The sequence below is a fragment of the Sphingopyxis sp. genome, from assembly GCF_050916055.1.
Classification (GTDB): Bacteria; Pseudomonadota; Alphaproteobacteria; order Sphingomonadales; family Sphingomonadaceae; genus Sphingopyxis.
In genome coordinates, this window is record NZ_CP051527.1 from 182,898 (window position 1) to 203,602 (window position 20,705).

20 protein-coding genes are annotated in these 20,705 nt (G+C 66.2%); 10 read left to right on the forward strand and 10 right to left on the reverse strand.

Annotated elements, in window-relative coordinates:
* Window positions 1-17: 17 nt before the first annotated feature.
* Window positions 18-1,256, reverse strand: coding sequence for a mechanosensitive ion channel family protein (locus HEQ22_RS00845; protein ID WP_432769315.1), 1,239 nt, complete (start codon window positions 1,254-1,256; stop codon window positions 18-20).
* A gap of 224 nt (window positions 1,257-1,480) precedes the next feature.
* On the opposite strand from HEQ22_RS00845, the gene HEQ22_RS00850 reads away from it, so the two are divergent.
* Window positions 1,481-2,140, forward strand: coding sequence for a cell cycle transcriptional regulator TrcR (locus HEQ22_RS00850; RefSeq protein ID WP_432770913.1), 660 nt, complete (start codon window positions 1,481-1,483; stop codon window positions 2,138-2,140).
* Between the two features lie 3 nt (window positions 2,141-2,143).
* Complete coding sequence (locus HEQ22_RS00855) at window positions 2,144-3,286, forward strand: MBL fold metallo-hydrolase (protein WP_432769316.1); 1,143 nt, start codon at window positions 2,144-2,146, stop codon at window positions 3,284-3,286.
* A gap of 218 nt (window positions 3,287-3,504) precedes the next feature.
* Here the strand turns inward: HEQ22_RS00855 and HEQ22_RS00860 are convergent, their stop codons facing one another.
* The gene (locus HEQ22_RS00860) at window positions 3,505-3,780 is read right to left on the reverse strand and encodes a hypothetical protein (RefSeq protein ID WP_432769317.1); all 276 of its coding nucleotides are present in this window, start codon (window positions 3,778-3,780) and stop codon (window positions 3,505-3,507) included.
* Window positions 3,781-3,903: 123 nt separating this feature from the next.
* Here HEQ22_RS00860 and HEQ22_RS00865 point away from each other — a divergent pair, with 123 nt between their 5' ends.
* Window positions 3,904-5,097, forward strand: coding sequence for a DUF481 domain-containing protein (locus tag HEQ22_RS00865; RefSeq protein WP_432769318.1), 1,194 nt, complete (start codon window positions 3,904-3,906; stop codon window positions 5,095-5,097).
* 4 nt (window positions 5,098-5,101) lie between these two features.
* Here the strand turns inward: HEQ22_RS00865 and HEQ22_RS00870 are convergent, their stop codons facing one another.
* From HEQ22_RS00870 to HEQ22_RS00905, 8 genes are all read right to left on the reverse strand, one after another.
* Window positions 5,102-6,637 (reverse strand): M20/M25/M40 family metallo-hydrolase, encoded by a 1,536-nt coding sequence (locus HEQ22_RS00870; protein WP_432769319.1) that lies wholly within the window; start codon window positions 6,635-6,637, stop codon window positions 5,102-5,104.
* Between the two features lie 99 nt (window positions 6,638-6,736).
* Window positions 6,737-6,967, reverse strand: a complete 231-nt coding sequence (locus tag HEQ22_RS00875; protein WP_432769320.1) for a type II toxin-antitoxin system HicB family antitoxin — start codon at window positions 6,965-6,967, stop codon at window positions 6,737-6,739.
* Window positions 6,968-6,996: 29 nt separating this feature from the next.
* Window positions 6,997-7,521, reverse strand: a complete 525-nt coding sequence (locus tag HEQ22_RS00880) for a hypothetical protein (RefSeq protein WP_432769321.1) — start codon at window positions 7,519-7,521, stop codon at window positions 6,997-6,999.
* Window positions 7,518-9,044, reverse strand: coding sequence for a fumarate hydratase (locus HEQ22_RS00885; protein ID WP_432769322.1), 1,527 nt, complete (start codon window positions 9,042-9,044; stop codon window positions 7,518-7,520). The genes HEQ22_RS00880 and HEQ22_RS00885 overlap by 4 nt, the downstream gene beginning before the upstream one ends.
* A 71-nt stretch (window positions 9,045-9,115) precedes the next feature.
* The gene (locus HEQ22_RS00890) at window positions 9,116-9,955 is read right to left on the reverse strand and encodes a hypothetical protein (protein WP_432769323.1); all 840 of its coding nucleotides are present in this window, start codon (window positions 9,953-9,955) and stop codon (window positions 9,116-9,118) included.
* A 49-nt stretch (window positions 9,956-10,004) separates the two neighbouring features.
* Window positions 10,005-10,469 (reverse strand): Fur family transcriptional regulator, encoded by a 465-nt coding sequence (locus HEQ22_RS00895; RefSeq protein WP_432769324.1) that lies wholly within the window; start codon window positions 10,467-10,469, stop codon window positions 10,005-10,007.
* Window positions 10,470-10,591: 122 nt separating this feature from the next.
* Window positions 10,592-11,038, reverse strand: a complete 447-nt coding sequence (locus tag HEQ22_RS00900) for a MerC domain-containing protein (RefSeq protein WP_432769325.1) — start codon at window positions 11,036-11,038, stop codon at window positions 10,592-10,594.
* A gap of 124 nt (window positions 11,039-11,162) precedes the next feature.
* Window positions 11,163-12,827 carry an AMP-binding protein gene (locus HEQ22_RS00905; protein ID WP_432769326.1) on the reverse strand — a complete coding sequence of 555 codons (1,665 nt, stop codon included), beginning with the start codon at window positions 12,825-12,827 and terminating at the stop codon, window positions 11,163-11,165.
* A 137-nt stretch (window positions 12,828-12,964) separates the two neighbouring features.
* Here HEQ22_RS00905 and HEQ22_RS00910 point away from each other — a divergent pair, with 137 nt between their 5' ends.
* The 7 genes from HEQ22_RS00910 (at window position 12,965) to sucC (ending at window position 20,692) form a co-directional block, all read left to right on the forward strand.
* Window positions 12,965-13,501 (forward strand): hypothetical protein, encoded by a 537-nt coding sequence (locus HEQ22_RS00910; RefSeq protein ID WP_432769327.1) that lies wholly within the window; start codon window positions 12,965-12,967, stop codon window positions 13,499-13,501.
* A gap of 37 nt (window positions 13,502-13,538) precedes the next feature.
* The gene (pabB, locus tag HEQ22_RS00915; protein ID WP_432769328.1) at window positions 13,539-15,371 is read left to right on the forward strand and encodes an aminodeoxychorismate synthase component I; all 1,833 of its coding nucleotides are present in this window, start codon (window positions 13,539-13,541) and stop codon (window positions 15,369-15,371) included.
* 138 nt (window positions 15,372-15,509) lie between these two features.
* Window positions 15,510-16,721, forward strand: a complete 1,212-nt coding sequence (locus HEQ22_RS00920; protein ID WP_432769329.1) for a pyridoxal phosphate-dependent aminotransferase — start codon at window positions 15,510-15,512, stop codon at window positions 16,719-16,721.
* Between the two features lie 373 nt (window positions 16,722-17,094).
* Window positions 17,095-17,781, forward strand: coding sequence for a peptide-methionine (S)-S-oxide reductase MsrA (gene msrA / locus HEQ22_RS00925; protein ID WP_432770914.1), 687 nt, complete (start codon window positions 17,095-17,097; stop codon window positions 17,779-17,781).
* 139 nt (window positions 17,782-17,920) lie between these two features.
* Complete coding sequence (gene bla / locus HEQ22_RS00930; protein WP_432769330.1) at window positions 17,921-19,060, forward strand: class A beta-lactamase; 1,140 nt, start codon at window positions 17,921-17,923, stop codon at window positions 19,058-19,060.
* Between the two features lie 9 nt (window positions 19,061-19,069).
* Window positions 19,070-19,381 (forward strand): hypothetical protein, encoded by a 312-nt coding sequence (locus tag HEQ22_RS00935; RefSeq protein ID WP_432769331.1) that lies wholly within the window; start codon window positions 19,070-19,072, stop codon window positions 19,379-19,381.
* A gap of 102 nt (window positions 19,382-19,483) precedes the next feature.
* On the forward strand, window positions 19,484-20,692 hold the full coding sequence (gene sucC / locus HEQ22_RS00940) for an ADP-forming succinate--CoA ligase subunit beta (RefSeq protein WP_432769332.1): 1,209 nt from the start codon (window positions 19,484-19,486) through the stop codon (window positions 20,690-20,692).
* The last annotated feature ends 13 nt before the right edge of the window (window positions 20,693-20,705 follow it).

A 20,705-nucleotide genomic window follows, 5' to 3' on the forward strand; every position in this document is an offset into this window, starting at 1 on the left:
CCCGCCGCCGCCCGACGCTACGCCGCGAGCCGCTTTTGCAGATCGCGCCCGCTCGGCTCCTGAAACGGGCGCAATCCGAATTCGGGCATGATGGCGAGGAGATGATCGAAGATATCGGCCTGGATATCTTCATAGGCGTTCCACGCCGTGGTGTTGGTGAAACAGTAGATTTCGATCGGGAGCCCGTGCGGCGACGGGTCGAGCTGACGCACCAGCAGCGTCATTTGCTTCGCTATATAGCGATTGGCGCGAAGATATTCGACGACATAGGCGCGAAAGGTCCCGATGCTGGTGACCCGCCGGGTGTTCACCAGATCGCGCCCTGCCTTTTCGATCGCGGCATTCCATTCGCCGATCTCGTCCTGCTTGTGCCCCAGATAGGCGTGCAACAGCTGGAAGCGGCGCAGCCTGTCCTTTTCCTCGACGGTGAGGAAGCGGATGTCGTTCTGGTCGATGAACACCGAGCGCTTGATCCGTCGCCCACCCGATTCGGCCATGCCGCGCCAGTTTTTGAAGCTTTCCGAAATCAGGCGATGCGTTGGGATGGTGGTGATCGTCTTGTCCCAATTCTGAACCTTGATCGTGTGCAGCGCGATGTCGATCACATCGCCGTCGGCATTGAGCTGCGGCATTTCAAGCCAGTCGCCGACGCGCAGCATGTCGTTCGACGTCAACTGGACCGAGGCGACCAGCGACAGTATGGTATCCTTGAACACCAGCATCAGCACCGCCGCCATCGCGCCGAGCCCCGATAGCAGGAGCAGCGGCGATTGTTCCATCAGCGCGGCGAGGATCAGGATTGCGGCGCCGGCGTAGAGGACGATCTTGAGCAGCTGGATATAGCCCTTGATCGGGCGGCTGGCGGCACCGGGGCGACGATCATAGACCTGGTTGCCGAGCCCGAGCGCGCGGCTGATCGCCATCGCCACGAACAGGATGATCGAGGCGGACACAACATTGTGGACGACGGTGACGAGCGTGGGCGGCAGGTACGGGACAAGCGTGATGCCGTTCGACACGATCAGTGCAGGGACGATGTTTGCGAGGCGCGCCGCAACCGGCAACGGTGTCAGATTGTCGTGCGGCAGCCAGCGGGTGACGATCCGCAGCACCATATGCTTGACCACGAAGTTGGCGAGCCAGGCGAGGAGGGCAAGCAGGGCGAAGGCCAACAGCGTTTCGGCCCAGGGAGGAATATCGGCAAGCAGGGGAAGGAAATCGGCGATCGAGCGTGTTTCGGTCTGGTTTTGGCGCATAGCGGCATGCCCGCCAACGTGCGGGCCCTGTCTCCTTTTGTCAGCGGGGAGCGGCCAACCTGCATATTGCGGCGCGGTCTGTCAAATCGGGCAAGCGCATCGCCCTTGCCGACGAACGCAAACCGGTCTACATCGCAGCCTGCACGGCCGCCCCGCGAGGGGCGGCCCTTATTATTTCCGCTTGGAGAAACTGAGCCATGGCCACTGCCGATGCCACCCCGCTGATGCCGCATGCGACCGCCGCCTGGCTGGTCGACAACACCGGCCTCACCTTTGTCCAGATCGCCGAATATTGCGGCATCCACATCCTTGAGGTCCAGGCGATCGCCGACGAGACCGCGGCGACCAAATATACCGGCCGCGATCCGGTGCGTGCGCATGAACTTTCGATGGAAGAGATCGAAAAGGGTCAGGACGACCCGAACTACAAGCTCAAGATGACCAAGCAGGCGCAGGACACGATCCGCCGCACCCGTGGCCCGCGCTACACGCCGGTCAGCAAGCGTCAGGACAAGCCCGACGGCATCGCGTGGATCCTGAAGAACCACCCCGAAGTGTCGGACGGCGCGATCGGCAAGCTGATCGGCACGACGCGCAACACGATCGGCGCGATCCGCGACCGCAGCCACTGGAACAGCGCCAACATCGTCGCCAAGGATCCGGTGACTTTGGGCCTCTGCTCGCAGCGCGAACTCGATGCGCTGGTCGCCAAGGCGGCGAAGAAGGCGGGGATCAAGGCACCCGAGGACAGCCGCTTCGAGGGCGACCGCGAGGCTTTGCTCGAAGAACTGCGCGCCGAACGCACCGCCGCCAACGAGGCGCGGGCCGCCGAACAAGCCAGCGAAGCGGCGAACGCCGCCGCGAACGACGAAACGGCCGCGTAAAGCGTGGCGTCGGTCAGCGACGACGAGGGCATTCCGGCGGCCAGCGGGTCGCCGGACGCCTCGCTGACCCAGGACGACAGCTTTACCGCGACGAGCCACGCCGGGCTGACCTATCCGTGGGGCGACGCCGCGCCAGGGGCGGGCGAGACGATCCGTATCGCGCCAGGGATCAGCTGGGCGCGCATCCCGATGCCGGGGTCGCTGGGGCATATCAACAGCTGGCTGCTCGACGACGTTTCACCGGACGGCGGCGACGGCGTCGCGGTGGTCGATACCGGCATTTGCCTGACCATGTGTTCGGACGCGTGGAAGGCGCTCTATGCCGGGGCGCTGAAGGATGCGCGCATCACGCGCGTGATCGGCACCCACCTGCACCCCGACCATATCGGCCTCGCCGGCTGGATCGCCAAGAAACGCGATGTAAAGCTGTGGATGACACGCGGCGAAATGCTGACCGCGCGCGCGATCGTCGCCGATTCTGCCGACACTGCGCCCGACGAAGTGCTGGCGCAGTCGCGCGCGGCGGGCTGGGACGAGGCGGCGATCGAGACGCAGCGGACGCGCGGCTGGAACATGTTCCAGCGCATGATCTTTCCGCTGCCGCGGTCCTATGTACGGATCGCGGACGGCGAAATTCTCGACATGGGCGCGCACCGGTGGCGCGTCGTCACCGGATCTGGGCATAGCCCCGAACATGCGTGCCTGTGGAACGAGCGCGAAGGCGTCCTTGTGTCGGGCGACCAGGTGTTGCCGCGGATCAGTTCGAACGTGTCGGTCAACATCACCGAACCCGACGCCGATCCACTGGGCGAATGGCTTGCTTCGATCGACAAGCTGATCGCCACGGTGCCCGGCGACGTCACCGTTTGCCCCGCGCATGGCGAGCCGTTCAAGGGGCTGCACGTCCGCCTGATCGCGCTGCGCGACGAGCACCGGATGCGGCTGTACAACCTCGCCGAAGCCGCCGCAAAGGCGCCGATGCGCGCGGTCGACAGCTTCCCGCTGCTGTTCAACCGGCCGATCGGCGAACATAATCTGGGCCTTGCGACCGGCGAGGCGCTGGCGCATCTGAAGCGGCTCGAAGTCGAAGGCCGGGTGCGCCGCGAGGATCGCGATGGCGTGTGGTGGTATCACGGGGTGGCTTGAGGCTCGGCGGGCGAGCGTCGGCTTAGGGGTGGTGAGCGGACATCTAAATCCTCCCCACTTGTGGGGAGGTGGCAGCGCGAAGCGCTGACGGAGGGGGTTGGCGTCGTCACGCAACCCTCGCGTCAGGCCGCCAGCCCCCTCCACCACCTTCGGTGGTCCCCCTCCCCGCAAGCGGGGAGGATCTAGGCGTCCGCCTTCGGTCGCTCGCCTGCCGCCCCTCAATCCCGGCGCTGCATGATCCAGCTGAACGCCAGTCCATTGAAGATGGTGTAGAGGCCATAGAGGATCAGCCCGGCGAACCAGTTGCGCGTCGCGATCGCCATGGCGCCGACAAGCAACAGGAACTCGAAGATATAGGTGATGTGCGGCCCGACCTTGTCGGCGAGCGGCCGGACCATCTGCTGAATCAGCGGATCGTCGCTCTCCATAAAGGCACGGTGCATCGCGAAATTGCCGACCCCGGCACAGAAAATGGCGATGATTGCGATATACATAGGTTTGCAAATGGGGCGGACGGGGTGGAAATACCAGCGCCTTTGAGGTTATAGGGACGCAGCGGCAACGGACCGACCGCGTGTTCGGCGAACCCTCCCGTCTCCAAGCGAAGGACGTCCCCGATGGCAACCCTCCCCCGACTGGCCGCACTGTGCCCGCCGTTCGCAGCGCTGCTTGTCGTCGTTCCCCAACCCGCGCGTGCGGCGCAGGAGGCGGCCACCCCGCCGCAGCCGAACCCGGTGCTCGCCGACCCGGTGCTCGCCAATCCGATCCCCACCGCCCTGATGCCCGCCGACCCGCCGTTGCCCGAGGCGGTGCGCCGGATGATCGAGGCCGCTTTCGCCAGCGGTGAGGATGCCGAGGTCGATGCAGTGGTCAGGATCGCCCGGATGACCAACCCCGACAGCCGCGACGAGCTCAACACGCTGGTCGCCTATTACCAGATCGCCCAACCGCCGGCGGTCCAGCCCGACCCGGTCAGCACTTTGTTCGCCGCCGCGGTGGCGAGCGGCAAGGATGCCGATGTCGAGGCGGTGGCGAAGCTGGCGAAATCGACCAATCCCGACCGCGCGGTAGAGATCGAGGCGCGGCTGGTCGCCTATCGCGCCGAACGGCAGCGGTTGAAGGACGAGGCGGCGGCGGCGGCGCGCGCCAAGCTGGCGCAGGCGAAATTCTGGCAGAACTGGAAGGGCGAGGGGCAGATCGGCGCCTCCCACAGCAGCGGCAACACCAAATCGGCGGGGCTGAGCGCCGGGGTCGCGGTGGCGCGGAGCGGGATCGACTGGACGCACAAGCTGCGCGCGCAGGCCGATTATCAGCGGAGCAACGGCCGCACGTCGGTCGAACGCTATCTGGTCGAGCTCGAACCGCAATATCGCATCAACGAGCGCACCTTCGCCTTCGGGCTCGGGCGCTGGGAGCATGACCGGATCCTGGGGTATGACTCGCGCTGGAACGTATCGGGCGGGCTCGGTTACAAGGTGATCGACAGCAAGGCGATGACGCTGAGCCTGAAGGGCGGGCCGGCGTTTCGCCAGACCGAGTTCATCACCGGCGAGGCCGATACCGAGCTGACCGGACTCGCCGGGCTCGACTTCGGCTGGCAACTGTCGCCGACGCTGCGGCTGACGCAGGTCGCATCGACGATCGTCGGCGAAGCGAACAGCTCGACGAGCGCCCAGACCGCGCTCAACGCAAAGCTGACCGGCGCACTGTCGGCGCGGATCGCCTATTCGGCGCAGATCGACACCAGCCCGCCGCCGGGCATCGAAAGCGTCGATACGCTGACTCGGTTTACTTTGGTGTACGGGTTTTGACGCGCTACTTGATCGCCGCCAACACGTAGAGGAATTCCGCGAAGCCCATCGTCGCATCGACCAGACCCGCGACTTTCGGATTGGTCGACTCGATCAAATAATATTCGTCGGGGGCGTGCGCGCCCGAGCCGTGGCCGATGCCGAAATGCGCCGCGGGGATCGACACCGGCGGCGCGGTGAAGGTTGCGCCGGGCCAGCTGCCCGCCATCCGCGGGTTGAGGCTGGTCGCGACTCCGAGCGCCTTGTAGGTCGCCAGCTCCGAGCGGACGAGGCGGCTGTTTTCGGCGACCTCCGTCGGATCATAACCGCCCGAGACATTGACCTCGACGTCGGTGAAGCCATGCTTGTCGAGATGCGCGCGGAGTTTCTTTTCGGCCTCGGCGCGGGTCTGGTTGGGGACGAGGCGCAGGTCGAGCTTGGCGACCGCGCGGCCGGGCAGGATCGTCTTGCCGCCGGGGCCGGTATAGCCAGCGACGAGTCCCTCGATATTGACCGTCGGCTCCTGCGCGAGGCGGGTCAGCGCATCGGGGTAGGAGAGATTGTCGATCCAGTGGGTGATACCGAGCGCCTGTTTCTGCGCGGCTTCGTCGCCGGCCTGCGCGGCCTCGCGGATCAGGGTCTTTTCGCGGTCCGTCAAGGGGCGGACATTTTCGAACCAGCCTTCGATCGCCGGCGTGTTGCCGTCCTCGGTCACCAGCGTTTGCAGCGCCTGGACCAGTCGCCACGCGGGCGAGTCGACCATCGCCTTCAGGCTGGAATGCACATCGCCCTTCGGTCCGCGCCCCCATTTCTCGCCGCTCGCGATCAGTTCGAGTTCGATGATGCCTTTCGAGCCTAGGTTGACGGTAACATTGCCGGTCTTGCCCTGCGACGCGAAGGGAATGAAGATGCCTTCGCATTTCTTGAGCGCGGCGAGGATGTTGGGCTTGGTCGCGATCTGGCGGAAATGCGGCGATCCGATCTCCTCCTCGCCCTCGCAGACGAGCACGATGTTGACCGGCAGCTTCGCCTTCGCGGCGCGGATCGCGTGGAGCGCGGCGAGGAAGCTCGCTTCGGGGCCCTTCTGGTTGACGGCGCCCCGGCCCATGATCGCCTGCCCGAAACCGGGGCGCTCGACCATCTTGCCCTCGAGCGGCGGCGACGACCATTCGGCCGGGTCGAACTGCTTGACGTCGTACATGAAATAGATGCCGAGCGTGCGCGGCGCGCCGACGTCGATCGTCCCGAAGACGCCGGGGTGGCCGTCGGTCGGGACAATCTCGACATTGGTAAAGCCCGCATCCTTCGCCAGCTCGGCCATATAGGCGGCGCCCTCGGCCATGCTGCGGTTCTCGGCGGCGATCGAGGGGAGCGCGATCCAGTCGCGGATGCGCTTGATCGAGGCGGTCTTGCCGGCCTCGGCCGCCTTGCGGATGTCGGCGATCGGGCCATCGGCGGCGAGGCCCGGTAGCGAGCGCATGAGCATGGCGCCCGCCGAGAGCATCGCGCCGCCGCGAATCATGTCGCGGCGATTGAAACGGTCGAAGCGGCTGAAATCCATGATGCGTCCCCTCTGCTGTCTATGCTGCGGGGAGTGTTGGCTGAATATCGGGGCAACGCAAGCCGCTTCGGCTGATCGACCGGAACCGGAGCGCTATTCTCAGGGGGCGTCCCGGACGGCGTAAATGCCAGGATGGTAGCGCGGGATCGGCGCTGCTTCACCGCGTTCCGCTGCGACGTCCAGCCATAGCGCCATCGCAATCTGGACCTCGTGCAGCGCGGCCTCTGCGGCCGGGCCGTGGGCGCTGCAATAGGTGAGGTCGGGGACGTCGGCGACCCAGCACGCGTCTTCGTCCGACCAGAACAGGTTGATGTGATAATGCGTGCTCATGGAAAAACGTGCCTGCTCAGTTTCTTGATTCAAGTGTCATAGTCGCCACTGTCCCAAGGTTCGTAGAATGCCATGTAATTTCCTGGCTGAGCTTCCACCGTCCAAATTCCATCTTCGTCATGGGGTTCACACGGAATGAGTCCAAATAGCACGCCAAACTTTTCGACTGAGAATGGCTCGATTTCGATACGTTCAAAACTCACTTCACCAAGACTGCTCAGCCGATCATCATAAACCTGTTTCCTGGCATCGTCGTCCATCGTATCACGCGGGCCGAAGCTGTCTATCAGCGCGTTCAAGAATTGCCCCTCGGCGTCGAAAAAATACAATGCGACGAACTCGCAGCCTTGACCTTCGGGAGAGGCGGGCACGAATGGGGTCGTAAGGAAAAATTGACGACCATCTCGCATCCGCCCAATATATTTCGCAGTGTAGTCGTCGTGATCGATCGCCACGATTTCAGGCGGTCCTTCGCCTTGGACCAGCTCTGCCCGGTCAAGCTCGGGCTTTGTCAGGGTTGGCTTGCCGAACCACGCAAGAAATCGACGGATCATCGCACCCCCTCCAGCAACCCCTCATCCTTGATCCGCTTCTGCCACAGCATCGGCGCGTTGACGTGGACGTTCTGGCCTTCGCTGTCGACCGCAACCGTCACCGGGAAGTCCTGGACCTCGAATTCGTAGATCGCCTCCATGCCAAGGTCGGCGAAGCCGACGACTTTGCTGCCCTTGATCGCGCGCGCCACCAGATAGGCCGCGCCGCCGACCGCCATGAGGTACGCGCTCTTGTGCTTCGCGATCGATTGCGTCGCGGCGGGGCCGCGTTCGGCCTTGCCGACGCAGGCGAGCAGGCCCTGATCGAGCATCATGTCCATGAACTTGTCCATGCGCGTCGCGGTGGTGGGGCCGGCGGGGCCGACGATTTCCTCGCCGACGGGGTCGACCGGGCCGACGTAGTAGATGACGCGATCGCGGAAGCTGACGGGCAGTTCCTCGCCCTTCGCCAGCATCTCGGCGATGCGCTTGTGCGCGGCGTCGCGGCCGGTGAGCATCTTCCCATTTAGCAGCAGGCGGTCGCCCTGTTTCCAGCTCGCGACGACCTCGGGCGTCAGCGTGTCGAGGTCGACGCGGATCGCGGCACTATCCGGCTGCCAGTCGATCTGCGGATAATCAGCCAGCTTCGGCGGTTCGAGGAAGGCCGGGCCGCTGCCGTCGAGCGTCACATGGGCGTGGCGGGTCGCGGCGCAATTGGGGATCATCGCGACGGGTTTCGATGCGGCGTGCGTCGGCCAGTCGGCGATTTTCACGTCGAGTACGGTCGCAAGGCCGCCGAGCCCCTGCGCGCCGATGCCGAGCGCATTGACCTTTTCATAGAGCTCGATGCGCAGCTCCTCTGTCGGCGACGAGGGCCCGCGCGCGAGCAGCTCGGTCATGTCGATTGGGTCCATCAGCGACTGCTTGGCAAGCAGCATCGCCTTTTCGGCGGTGCCGCCGATACCGATACCGAGCATGCCCGGCGGGCACCAGCCGGCGCCCATTTGCGGGACCATTTCGAGCACCCAGTCGACGATCGAGTCCGACGGGTTCATCATCTTGAACTTCGACTTATTCTCGCTGCCGCCGCCCTTCGCCGCGACGTCGATCACGACCTTGTTGCCGGTGACCATTTCGACGTTGAGCACCGACGGCGTGTTGTCCTTGGTGTTGACGCGGCTGAACGCAGGGTCGGCGAGGATCGAGGCGCGGAGCTTGTTTTCGGGGTGGAGATAGGCGCGGCGCACGCCCTCATCGACGACCTGCTGCAGGCTGCGCGGGCTGTCGAGGCGACAGTCCATGCCCCATTTGATGAAGACGGTGACGATGCCGGTGTCCTGGCAGATCGGGCGATGCCCCTCGGCGCACATGCGGCTGTTCGAGAGGATTTGCGCCATCGCGTCCTTCGCGGCGGGCGATACCTCGCGCTCATAGGCGGCGGCGAGGGCACGGATATAGTCCATCGGATGAAAATAGCTGATGTACTGGAGCGCATCGGCGATCGTTTCGACGAGGTCGTCTTCGCGGATGATGACATTGTTCATGGGTGCAGCCCCCTTGTCCTGTGGTCCGGATTCGCGCCTCCCTAGACCCGGCAGGCCGGGCTGGAAAGGGATTAGCGCCCCGGCTTGCGGCGGCCGAACAGCGGCCGGGGCGCGCGCACCAGCGGGGCTTCGTCCGCGACGCGGCGGCGGAGAACCGGCGCTGCGTAATCGACGAGCGGGCGCTTTTGCACCAATGCGGCCCAGCTTCCCGTCGCGGCGACCGCGAGCAGCACGATCCAGCCCGCACCGGTCGAGGGGACCAGTGCCCACCCGAACGCGGCGGGGGCAATGAGCGCCATGATCGTGGGGATGGCGGCCAGGATAACCAGCGTGCCGAACAGCCCCCACCAGCGCCCGATGCGGGTCAGTGCGAGGCCGATCGCCACATTGGTCGCCGCGAGCGCGAGGAATTTCGCACTGACCGGCCCCGGCAGGCTCGCCATCGCGGGCGAATAATCGCCGAGCGTATAGGCGGCCTGGATGTCGAACAGCAGCGCATTCTCATAGGCGTCGCAGAGCGCGGCGAACACCGGCACGACGGCGGCGGCGAGCAGCGGGCGCAGACGCAGGTCGCAGAACAGAGCGATGCAGCCGCTGGCGAGGAACCCGGCGTAGAAGAGCATGTAGAGATAGTCGCGTTCGTTGCCGGTGCGCATCGCGGCGAGGCGGACCACCTGCGCCGGGTCGCTGTCGGGGCCGAAGATCGCGACCAGATCCTCCTGCCCGCGCGCGAACTCGAAGGCGAGGACGGGGACGCCATAACCGGGGGCGATGGCGTGGCCGGTCGGCGGGAAAACCTGCTCGAGGTGGAAGCCGAACAGTAGGGTAGCGATACCGAAGGCCAGCGTGACGTACCACCAGCGGGTCGGGGTCGGCGGCCGGGTTCGCCGCGTTTCAACCCAATGCTGCAAGCCCCCAACGATCACGCGCTAGCGGTCCGGTCGAGCGCTTTCGCTCATCCTATTGGCACTCGGCGCATTTGCCGCGCACCTCGATCACCGGGCGTTCGGCGGCAAAGCCGGTGGCATTCGCGGCGGCGCGGACGCCGGTCGATAATTTGTCGTCGTCGACATGCACCGCGCTGCCGCAGCTGTCGCAGATCAGGAAAATACAGTCGTGGAGGCAGCCGGGGTGGCTGTTGGCGACGAAGGCGTTGGCGCTCTCGACGCGCCGCACCAGGTTGCTCGCGACGAACAGGTCGAGGATGCGATAGACGCTGTTCGGCGCGACGCGCTTGCCGCGCTTCTGCGACACGATGTCGGCGATTTCATAGGCGCTGGCGGGCTTGCCGATCGCCGCGACGGCGTCGAAAATCTGCGCACGCATGTCGGTCCATGCTTCGCCTGCCGCCTCGAGCGCCGCCTGCGCCGCGGTGGCGAGCGAGGCGCCGCTGGCCTCGACGTGCGGATGATCATGCTTGCCCATGGCGTTTCCTCATGCGCGGGAAATCCCGCGCCAACTCTGGCCAATGTAGGGTGTTTCGGGGCCGCCCGCAAGCCACGGACCGGTCCGTTCCGGCGCCGTCAGTGGCGTTGCCAGTGGCTGGGTTAGTGTCTGGCGCGGTGGTTGAGATCGTGGCCGAGCGCGACCACCGCGACCCCGATCATCGTCGCGATGACTTCGCTGCCGTCGTGCGGCCGCGACAGCGCGCCGGCCATCATTCCGAGCCCGAAACTGCCGACCGCGAACGGCATCATATAACCGTGGCTGAGCACGCCGGCGACGAGGGTGATGAGCGCGAAGCCGATCGCGACGATCAGTCCGATTTCGTGGAACAGATGGTTGTCGAGAAACACCCCGCCGACCGAGGCGATCGACGCGAAGAACACCGTCGTCGCCAGGCAATGGACGAGGCACAGACCCGACAGTCCCATCGCCAGCTGGTCGCCACTGAGCGAGGTCAGCGGCCGCGCCTCGCGCGCAGCCCGGACCAGCGCGCCGAGGCGCGTCGGGAGAGGGCCGGAAACAGGCATTGGGCTGGCGACGTCGGTCACCCGATTCTCCGTTGAAGCAATTGCGACGCTGGATATGGCATAACATGACAAAGGTTACAATGTCTCATTGTGACCTTCTGTCCGGCAAAATCGCGTCCCCGCCTTCGCGGGGTGACGACGAAGTTTACCCCTCTTCCGCCCTGAGCGCCTTGCGGTCCAGCTTGCCGATCATCGTCTTGGGCAAGTTCAGCCGCACCTCGACCGCGCCGACCCGTTCGTGCTTGCCGAGCCGCGGGTTGAGCCACGCGGCGAGCGCCTCGCCCGAGGCGTCGAACCCGTCTTCCAGCGTCACGAAGGCCTTGGGCGCCTCGCCGCGATAGGGGTCGGGGACGCCGAGCACGATCGCTTCCTTCACCGCCGGATGTTCGTACAGATGCGCTTCGATCACGCTGGGGTAGACCTTGAACCCGCCGACCGCGATCATGTCCTTCAGCCGGTCAACGATGCGGACATACCCCTGGTTGTCGATCGTGGCGACGTCGCCGGTGCGCAGCCAGCCGTCGGCGGTGAAGCTGTCGCCATCGGCGTCGGGGCGGTTCCAATAGCCCTGCATGATCTGCGGTCCCTTGACCACCAGTTCGCCGGGTTCGCCGGCGGGCGCGTCCTTCGTCGCATCTTCCTTATCGACGAGGCGCAGATGCGTCGCGGGCAGCGGCTGGCCGATCGTGCCGGCCTTGACCGGGCCTTCGTAGGGATTGGTCGACACGACCCCCGAACTTTCGGTGAGGCCATAGCCTTCCACGAGCGCGGCGCCGGTGGCGGCGACGAATTTCTCGCGCAGTTCGGCGGGCATCGGCGCGCCGCCCGAAATGCAGATGCGCAAGCTGGAGAAGTCGGTCTTCGCAAGGTCGGGATGGTCGAGCAGCGCCTGATACATCGTCGGTACCCCGGGCAGTGCGGTGGCGCGCGTCCGCGTGATCGCCTGCAACGCCTGCTTGGCATCGAAACGCGGCAGCATCGCGATCATGCCGCCGTTGAGGATGGTGCGGTTGAGCACACAGGTGTTGGCGAAGACGTGGAAGAAGGGGAGCACGCCAAGGATCCGGTCCTCGGCGTTATGGTCGGGATCGATGCTGTTCACCTGCCGCGCGTTGGCGGTCAGATTCTGGTGAGTCAGCATCGCGCCCTTCGGGGTGCCGGTGGTCCCGCCAGTGTACTGGATCAGCGCGACGTCGCGCTCGGGGTCGATCGCGACAGGATCGGGGCGCCCGTCGTTAGCGATCAGCGCCGAAAAGCGTGTGACGCGCGGATCGTCGGGCAAGGCCGCGACATCGGCGCGGCGGAGCACGCGATAGAGCAGCGACTTGACCGGGGTCAGCCCGCCGGCGACCGAGCCGACGACGAGATGCTTCAGGCTCGATCCGTCGAGCACCGCGAGCGCGGTCGGCAGCAGCGCCGCCGCGCTGACCGTGAACAGCGTGTCGGTGCCCGAATCCTCGACCTGCGCTTCAAGCTCGGCGACGGTGTAGAGCGGCGAGAAATTGACCACCGTGGCGCCGGCGGCGAGGGCGCCATAATAGGCCGCGACATAATGCGGCACGTTGGGCAGGAACAGGCCGACACGGCTGCCCTTGCCGATCCCGCGCTGCTGCAAACCGCGCGCGACGCGCGCCGCGGCACCCGAGACCTCGGCATAACCGAAGCGCCGCCCCATGAAATCGATCATCGGCGCGGCACCCTTGCGCGCCACGCTGTCCGCCAGCATCGCGGGCAGCGTCAGCGGCGCGAAATCCTGATCCCACGGCGTTGGATGGCGGTAACCGGTCGACCAGGAATAGGCGCTGTCCATCGGGGCTGTCGTTCCTCTCTCGGTGAAGTTCTTTCCTTACACTATGGTAAGTAAGCGAATATCGCAACCGGGCGGCGCTTGCGGCGCGCCGCGCCCGCGGCTAGGCAGAGGCCGTCCTTTCCGCCTGGGGGTTTGCCATGTCGCACCTGTTTTCACGCCTTGCCGCGCCGCTCGTCCTGCTTGCCTGCTTTGCCGTCCCGCCCGCCGCCGCAAAGGACAAGGCGCCGCCGGTACGACCGGCGCAGATCGAGCAGCTTTATGGCTGCCGCGACATCGCCGACCCCGCCGCGCGGCTTGCCTGTTTCGACCGCGAGGTCGGCGAATTGTCGGCCGCCGACCAGGCCCGCGAGATCACCTTTACCGACCGCGAGACGGCAAAGAAGGCACGGCGCGGGCTGTTCGGTTTCTCTTTCCCCAAGCTCGGCGGGATTTTCGGCGGCGACGAAGATGCGATCAAGGAAATCGAGACGACGATCCGCTCGGTCAGCATCGACCGTTCGGGCAAATATACGCTGGTGATGGAAGACGATGCGGTGTGGGTGCAGATCGACACCACGGCGCTGCCGCGCCAGCCCAAACCGGGCCAGAAGGTGAAGATCAAGACCGCGACGATGGGCAGCTATTTCGCCACCATCGACGGCGGCCGCACCATCCGCATGAAGCGCGACCGCTGATCCGCCGAGGGCGGCCGTCTCGTTCGCCGGCGCCGCGATGACCGACGCTGCCCCTTTCCTCCGGCTCGAACCGGATACCCGTCCGTTCGTCCTGCTCGACGATGCGCGGGTGTCGGGCGCGGTGCCGGCGCGGCTGTTTCGCGACCCGGTCGATATATTGGACGCGAATCGCGCCGCCGACGTGCCGGCGCTGCTGACGGCGCTCGACGCGGCGCGGGCGCGCGGTCTCCATGCGGCGGGTTATCTGGCCTATGAAGCGGGCAAGGGCCTCGCTCCGGCGTGGCGCCGCGCATCGGACGACGATGGCGGCGCGATGCCGCTCGGGTGGTTTGGGCTGTTCGAGCGCTGCGAGCGGATCGCTGCCGATGCGGTGGCGGCGCTGCTGCCCGATCCCGCCGCGGCATGGATCGGGGCGGTGCAGCCGCGCGTGGCGCGGGGTGGCTATGAGGCGGCGGTCCGCCGTACGCTCGGCTATATCGCGGCGGGCGACATCTATCAGGCGAATATGACCTTCCGCGCCGATGTGCCTTTCGCGGGCGATCCGCTGGCGGTCTATGCCCGGCTGCGGCGGACCGCGCGCGCGGGCTATGGCGGCTTCGTCTGGACCGGCGACCGCGCGATCGCCTCGCTGTCGCCCGAGCTGTTCTTTGCGCTGCAGGGTGACCGGGTGATGGCGCGGCCGATGAAGGGGACGGCGGCGCGCCGCGCGGACCCTGATGCCGACGCTGTGGCGGCGCGCGGGCTCGCCGCCGATCCCAAGCAGCGCGCCGAAAATCTGATGATCGTCGACCTGATCCGCAACGACTTGTCACGCGTCGCAGTGCCGGGATCGGTCGCGGTCCCCGACCTGTTCCGGGTCGAGAGCTTTCCGACGATCCACCAGCTGGTGTCCGACGTCACCGCGCGCCTGCCGGACGGCGCCGGCGCGATCGACCTGCTGCGTGCCGCCTTTCCCTGCGGCTCGATCACCGGGGCGCCAAAGGTCCGCGCGATGGAGGTGATCGACGAGCTCGAAAGCGACCCGCGCGGCGTCTATACCGGATCGATCGGCTTCATCGAAGCGGGCGGCGACGCGGCGTTCAACGTCGCGATCCGCACTTTGGTGTTTCCACGCGACACCGGCTTGCACGATCGGCCGCCTTGCGCCACGCTGGGGCTGGGTTCCGGAATCGTCGCCGACAGCGAACCGGCTGAAGAGTGGCGCGAATGTCTGGCCAAGGGGGAATTTGTGGGCGCAGCGGGCGAAAGCTTCGACCTCATCGAAACGATGTTGTTCGACCCCGTCGAGGGGGTGCAGCGGCTCGACGGGCATCTGGCGCGGATGAAGGCGAGCGCCGAGGCGTTCGGCTTCGCCTTCGACCGCCACGGCGCGCGCAACAGCCTGCAATCGGCCACCTTCCGCCTCCGCGCCGCGGCGCGGGTGCGGATGCGGCTCGCGCCGTCGGGGGCGCTCGCGGTCGAGGTGTCGCCATTGCCGCGGCTAGCCGAGCTGCCGGTTCCGGTCGCGGTACGGCCGGCACCGATGGTGGCGGGCGATTTCCGCCTCGCGCACAAGACCAGCCTGCGCGCCGCCTATGACGCGGTGCGGCAAGACAGCGGCGCCGCCGAGGTCGTGTTCGTCGACGAGCCCGGTTTCGTCACCGAAGGCAGCTGGAGCAATATCTTCGTCGAGCGCGATGGGCAGCTGTTGACGCCGCCGTTGGCGCTGGGGCTGCTGCCGGGGGTGCTGCGCGCCGAACTGATCGAGAAAGGGCGCGCGGTCGAATCGCATCTGCGCCTCGCCGATCTGGCGGACGGTTTTTTCATCGGCAATTCGTTGCGCGGGCTGGTCCCGGCGCGGCTGGTCGGTGCTGAAGCCAGCGTCGCATGAGCTGCGGATTTAATCGGCCTGCATAGGTAAATTATCGTGCCGCCGCCTTGCGATTTGCGGGCGAAGCCTTTAGGCGCGGCCCCGCGCAATTTCCTGTCAATTCGCCGCCCGACCGCGCCAGCCACGGAAAGCCCGACCATGTCCCTGAAGCCGCACACCTCCGCCGCCCTTGGCCGTATCCAGCCGTCGGCGACGCTCGCCATGACCGCGCGCGTTTCGGCGTTGAAAGCGTCCGGGGTCGACGTGATCGGGCTCAGCGCCGGCGAACCCGATTTCGACACGCCGGACTTCGTCAAGGAGGCGGCGATCGAGGCGATCCGGGCGGGTCAGACCAAATATACGCTGGTCGACGGCACCGTCGCGCTGAAGGAAGCGATCCGCGGCAAGTTCCGCCGCGACAATGATCTGGACTATGGACTCGACCAGATCACCGTGAACGTCGGCGGCAAGCACACGCTTTTCAATGCGCTGGTGGCAACGGTCGATGCGGGCGACGAGGTGATCATCCCGGCGCCCTATTGGGTAAGCTACCCCGACATTGTCGCTTTCGCCGGTGGCACCCCGGTCGTGGTCGCCGCCACCGCGGCGCAGCATTACAAGCTGACCCCCGACCAACTCGACGCCGCGATTACCAAAAAGACGCGCTGGGTCATCTTCAACTCGCCGTCGAATCCGTCGGGCGCGGCCTATTCGCCGCAGGAACTCGACGCGATCGGCGAGGTCATCCGCCGCCATCCGCACGTGATGGTGATGACCGACGATATGTACGAGCATGTCTGGTACGCCGACTTCGAATTTTCGACGCTGGCGCAGCGCTGCCCCGACCTCGTCGACCGCATCCTGACCGTCAACGGCTGTTCGAAGGCCTATGCGATGACCGGCTGGCGCATCGGTTATGCGGGCGGCCCGGCGTGGCTGATCAAGGCGATGGGCAAGCTTCAGTCGCAGTCGACATCGAACCCCTGCTCGATCGCGCAGGCGGCGGCGGCGGCCGCGCTCGGCGGCCCGCAGCAGTTCCTCGACGATCGCAACGCCGCGTTCCGCAAGCGCCGCGACATGGTCGTGGCGATGCTTAACGACGCGCCGGGGCTCGACTGCCCGGTGCCCGACGGCGCCTTCTATGTCTATCCCGACGCGAGCGGCTGTATCGGCAAGAAAACGCCGACGGGGCAGGTGATCGACAGCGACGAGGCGCTGATCGACTATTTCCTCGAGTCGGCGCGCGTTGCCGCCGTGCACGGCGGGGCGTTCGGCCTGTCGCCGGCGTTTCGCGTCTCCTATGCGACGTCGGAAGCGGTGTTGAAGGAAGCGTGCGTGCGCATCCAGCAGGCGTGCGCCGCGCTCACCTGACCCAAACGCGACTGGTGGAGCGCTGATTTCCGCCGGCACGACATATTACAGCCTGCATAGGAATTCTATACCGACCGGTCTTGTAATGCCGGTACCGGAACCCATTTGCACATGAACGGCGGGTAACCGCCCGGTTCACCTGCTGGTAAGTCGCCCTCGCTAGGGTGATCCTCATCACTGCACGGTCGGTCGGGGCGCGCCATATCGTCGGTGTAACCAAGGCGGGATTGCCCGCGAATAGCAATTTATGAGAAAAAGAGGCTCCCATGCTTTCCATGATCCGCTCCGATTGGTTCCTGACGATGCTCGCCGGCTTTGCGATCGGCACGACCTGGATCGTGCTCAACCAGCCGTCGCTGCCGCTCGCGGCGTGATAACGGCGCCGCGCAGCCTGCCCGGTCGCATCCTCGCCGCGTTCGCCGCGGCGGCGATCGTCGCGCAATGCACGCCGGCGCAGGCCGAAAGCGTCGTCAAGCTGCCCGCTGCCGCGGTCGATCCGTCGGTCAAGGCAAAGCGCGCGACCGCGGTGCTCGCCGGCGGCTGTTTCTGGGGCGTCGAAGGCGTCTTTTCGCGCGTCAAAGGCGTGATTTCGGTCGAATCGGGCTATCATGGCGGCAGCGCCGCGACCGCGCGGTACGAGCTTACTCATGACGGCAAGTCGGGGCATGCCGAGGCGGTGCGCATCGTCTATGATCCGACGCAGGTCAGCTATGGTACGCTGCTCCGCGTGCTGTTTTCGGTCGTCGCCGACCCGACGCTGAAGAATCGTCAGGGTCCCGACGTCGGCAGCCAGTATCGCGCTGCGATCGTGCCCATGGACGCGGCCCAGCGCCGCGTCGCGACCAGCTATCTCGCGCAGATCGGCAAGGGCGGTTTTTTCGGCAGGCCGATCGTCGTGCCGGTCGAAAGCTACAAGCGCTTCTATCCGGCCGAGGCGAATCACCAGGATTTCATGCGCCGCAACCCGACCAACGGCTATATTACCCGCTGGGACGCGCCCAAACTCGCCGCGCTCAAGCGGCTTTATCCCACCCTCGTCCGCACGACCTACGCCCCCTGATCGCAGCCGCGGTTCCGCGACTGGTCGCGCGCCGGGAATCGTTCGTCGCAAATCGCTGGTTCGCCGGGCGTCGCTGCGGGACGCAGGTCGCCGACCGATGGGGTCGGGGACGGATGATGGCTGCAGCCGCGGGGTTTGAATGAAATTTGCGTATTCGGGCAGGCCGCTGCTCGCGACGATGATGAGTGCGGTGGTCTTGGCCGGATGCGTCGGCAGCGCCGGCGTCGTGCCGCAGCCGCGCGCCCCGCAGCCCCCGTACAACCCGCGCGGCGCGGTCAGCGCGCCGATCGGGCAGCCGGTGCGGGCCGACGTGCCGGCGCCGCAAACCCCCGCCGATCCGGGCTTTCGCCGGCCGCCGCCGGGGCTGAACGAGCGCATCTTCCAGCTGTGGCGCACCTTCCCCGGCAAGACCGGCATCGCGGTGCAGCGGATCGACGGCGAATGGTCGGTCGCCCAGCGTGGCGACGAATTGTTTCCGCAACAGAGCGTGTCGAAACTGTGGGTCGTGCTCACGGTGCTCGACGCGGTCGATGCGGGGCGGATCAGCCTGGACCAGCGGGTGCGCATCGGCCCGGAGGATCTGACGCTGTTTCATCAGCCGCTTGCCGCGCGCGTGCAGGCCCAGGGTTCTGTGACGATGAGCGTGCGCGAGCTCATCGAAACCGCGGTCACGCAAAGCGACAACACCGCCAACGACAGCCTGCTGCGCACGGTCGGCGGGCCCGATGCCGTGCGCCGCTTCATCGACAAGCACGACCTGGGCGCGATCCGCTTCGGTCCTGGCGAGCGATTGTTGCAGGCCGGCACCGCGGGGCTGGCGTGGCAGCAGGCCTATTCGGTCGGGCGCGCCTTTTACCAGGCGCGCGCGGCCCTGCCCGATTCGACGCGGCTGGCGGCGCGCAATGCCTATCTGGCCAATCCGCCCGACGGCGCCAGCCCGGCGGCGATGGCGCGCGCGCTCACCCGGCTCGCGCGCGGCGACCTGTTGTCGGCCGAATCGACCGAATATGTGCTCGATGTGATGAGCCGGACCAAAAGCGGGCCGCGGCGGCTGAAGGCCGGGCTGCCGGCGGGTTGGAAATTCCTCCACAAGACGGGAACCGGGCAGGATTACAAGGGCGCGACGGCGGGCTACAACGACATCGGTATCGCGACCGCCCCCGATGGCACGCGCTATGCGATCGTGGTATTGCTCGGCGATACCACCGCCTCGGTCCCCGCGCGCATGACGATGATGCAGGCGGTTTCGGGCGCGGTGGCCAAATTTCATGGACGATAGGACCAGATCATGAAGCGCGCCGTTCTTTTCTTCGTCGCGCTGCCGCTGGCGCTGGCGGGCTGCGCGACCCCCGAAACGCGGCTGCGCACCGGGCTGGTCGACGCCGGGCTGTCGCAGCGGATCGCCGCCTGCATGGCCGAACGGATGGTCGATCGGCTGTCGCTGCTGCAATTGCGGCGGCTGGGGTCGCTGTCGAGCCTGAAGGACGAGCGGATGAGCGACCTGTCGCTGAACCAGTTTCTGCGCAAGGTGCGCGCGCTCAAAGACCCCGAGATACTGACCGTCACGACCAGCTCGGCGGCGCTCTGCGCTTTTGGCTAGCGAAGATAATCTGGGGCGCTGCGGGGTAGCCTTGCCCGCCAACTTGTGCTTAGGCGGCGGCAATTCTCCCCGCCCCAAGACTCGAAAGGCCCGGCAGACCTCATGAACATCCACGAATATCAGGCGAAAGAACTGCTCGCGAAATATGGCGTCGCGGTGCCCAAGGGCATTGCCGCGATGAGCGTCGAGGAAGCCGTCGCCGCGGCCAGGCAGTTGCCCGGGCCGCTGTATGTCGTGAAATCGCAGATTCATGCGGGTGGCCGCGGCAAGGGCAAATTCAAGGAACTCGGCCCCGATGCGAAGGGCGGCGTCCGCCTCGCCAAGACCATCGAAGAGGTCCAAGCGCACGCCAAGGACATGCTCGGCAACACGCTGGTGACGATCCAGACCGGCGACGCCGGCAAGCAGGTCAATCGGCTGTACATCACCGACGGCGCCGACATTAAGCAGGAATTCTACCTCGCCCTGCTCGTCGACCGCGCCTCGAGCCGCATTGCGGTCGTCGCCTCGACCGAGGGCGGGATGGACATCGAAACCGTCGCGCACGCCACGCCGGACAAGATCCACACGATCACCATCGACCCCGCCACCGGCCTCCAGCCGCACCACGGCCGCAGTGTCGCGGCGGCGCTTGGCCTGTCGGGCGATCTGGCGAAACAGGCCGCCAAGGTCCTTGGCGGCCTTTATGCCGCCTTCCTCGGCACCGATGCCGAACAGATCGAAATCAACCCGCTCGCGGTCTGCGAAGGCAAGGATGGCGACGAACTGCTCGTACTCGACGCCAAGGTCGCATTCGACGGCAACGCGATGTTCCGCCACAAGGACCTCGCCGAACTGCGCGACCTGACCGAAGAAGATCCGGCCGAGGTCGAGGCGTCGGAATATGACCTCGCCTACATCAAGCTCGACGGAAACATCGGCTGCATGGTCAATGGCGCGGGTCTGGCGATGTCGACGATGGACATCATCAAATTGAACGGCGAATTCCCCGCCAACTTCCTCGACGTCGGCGGCGGCGCCAGCAAGGAAAAGGTCACCGCGGCGTTCAAGATCATCCTCAAGGATCCCGCGGTGAAGGGCATCCTCGTCAACATCTTCGGCGGTATCATGAAATGCGACATCATCGCCGACGGTATCGTCGCGGCGGCGAAGGAAGTGAACCTGTCGGTGCCGCTGGTCGTCCGCCTCGAAGGCACGAATGTGCAGCAGGGCAAGGATATTCTCGCCAATTCGGGGCTGCCGATCGTGGCGGCGAATGATCTGGGCGATGCGGCCAAGAAGATCGTTGCGGAAGTTCGCGCCGTCGCGTGATGTTTTCCCCTCT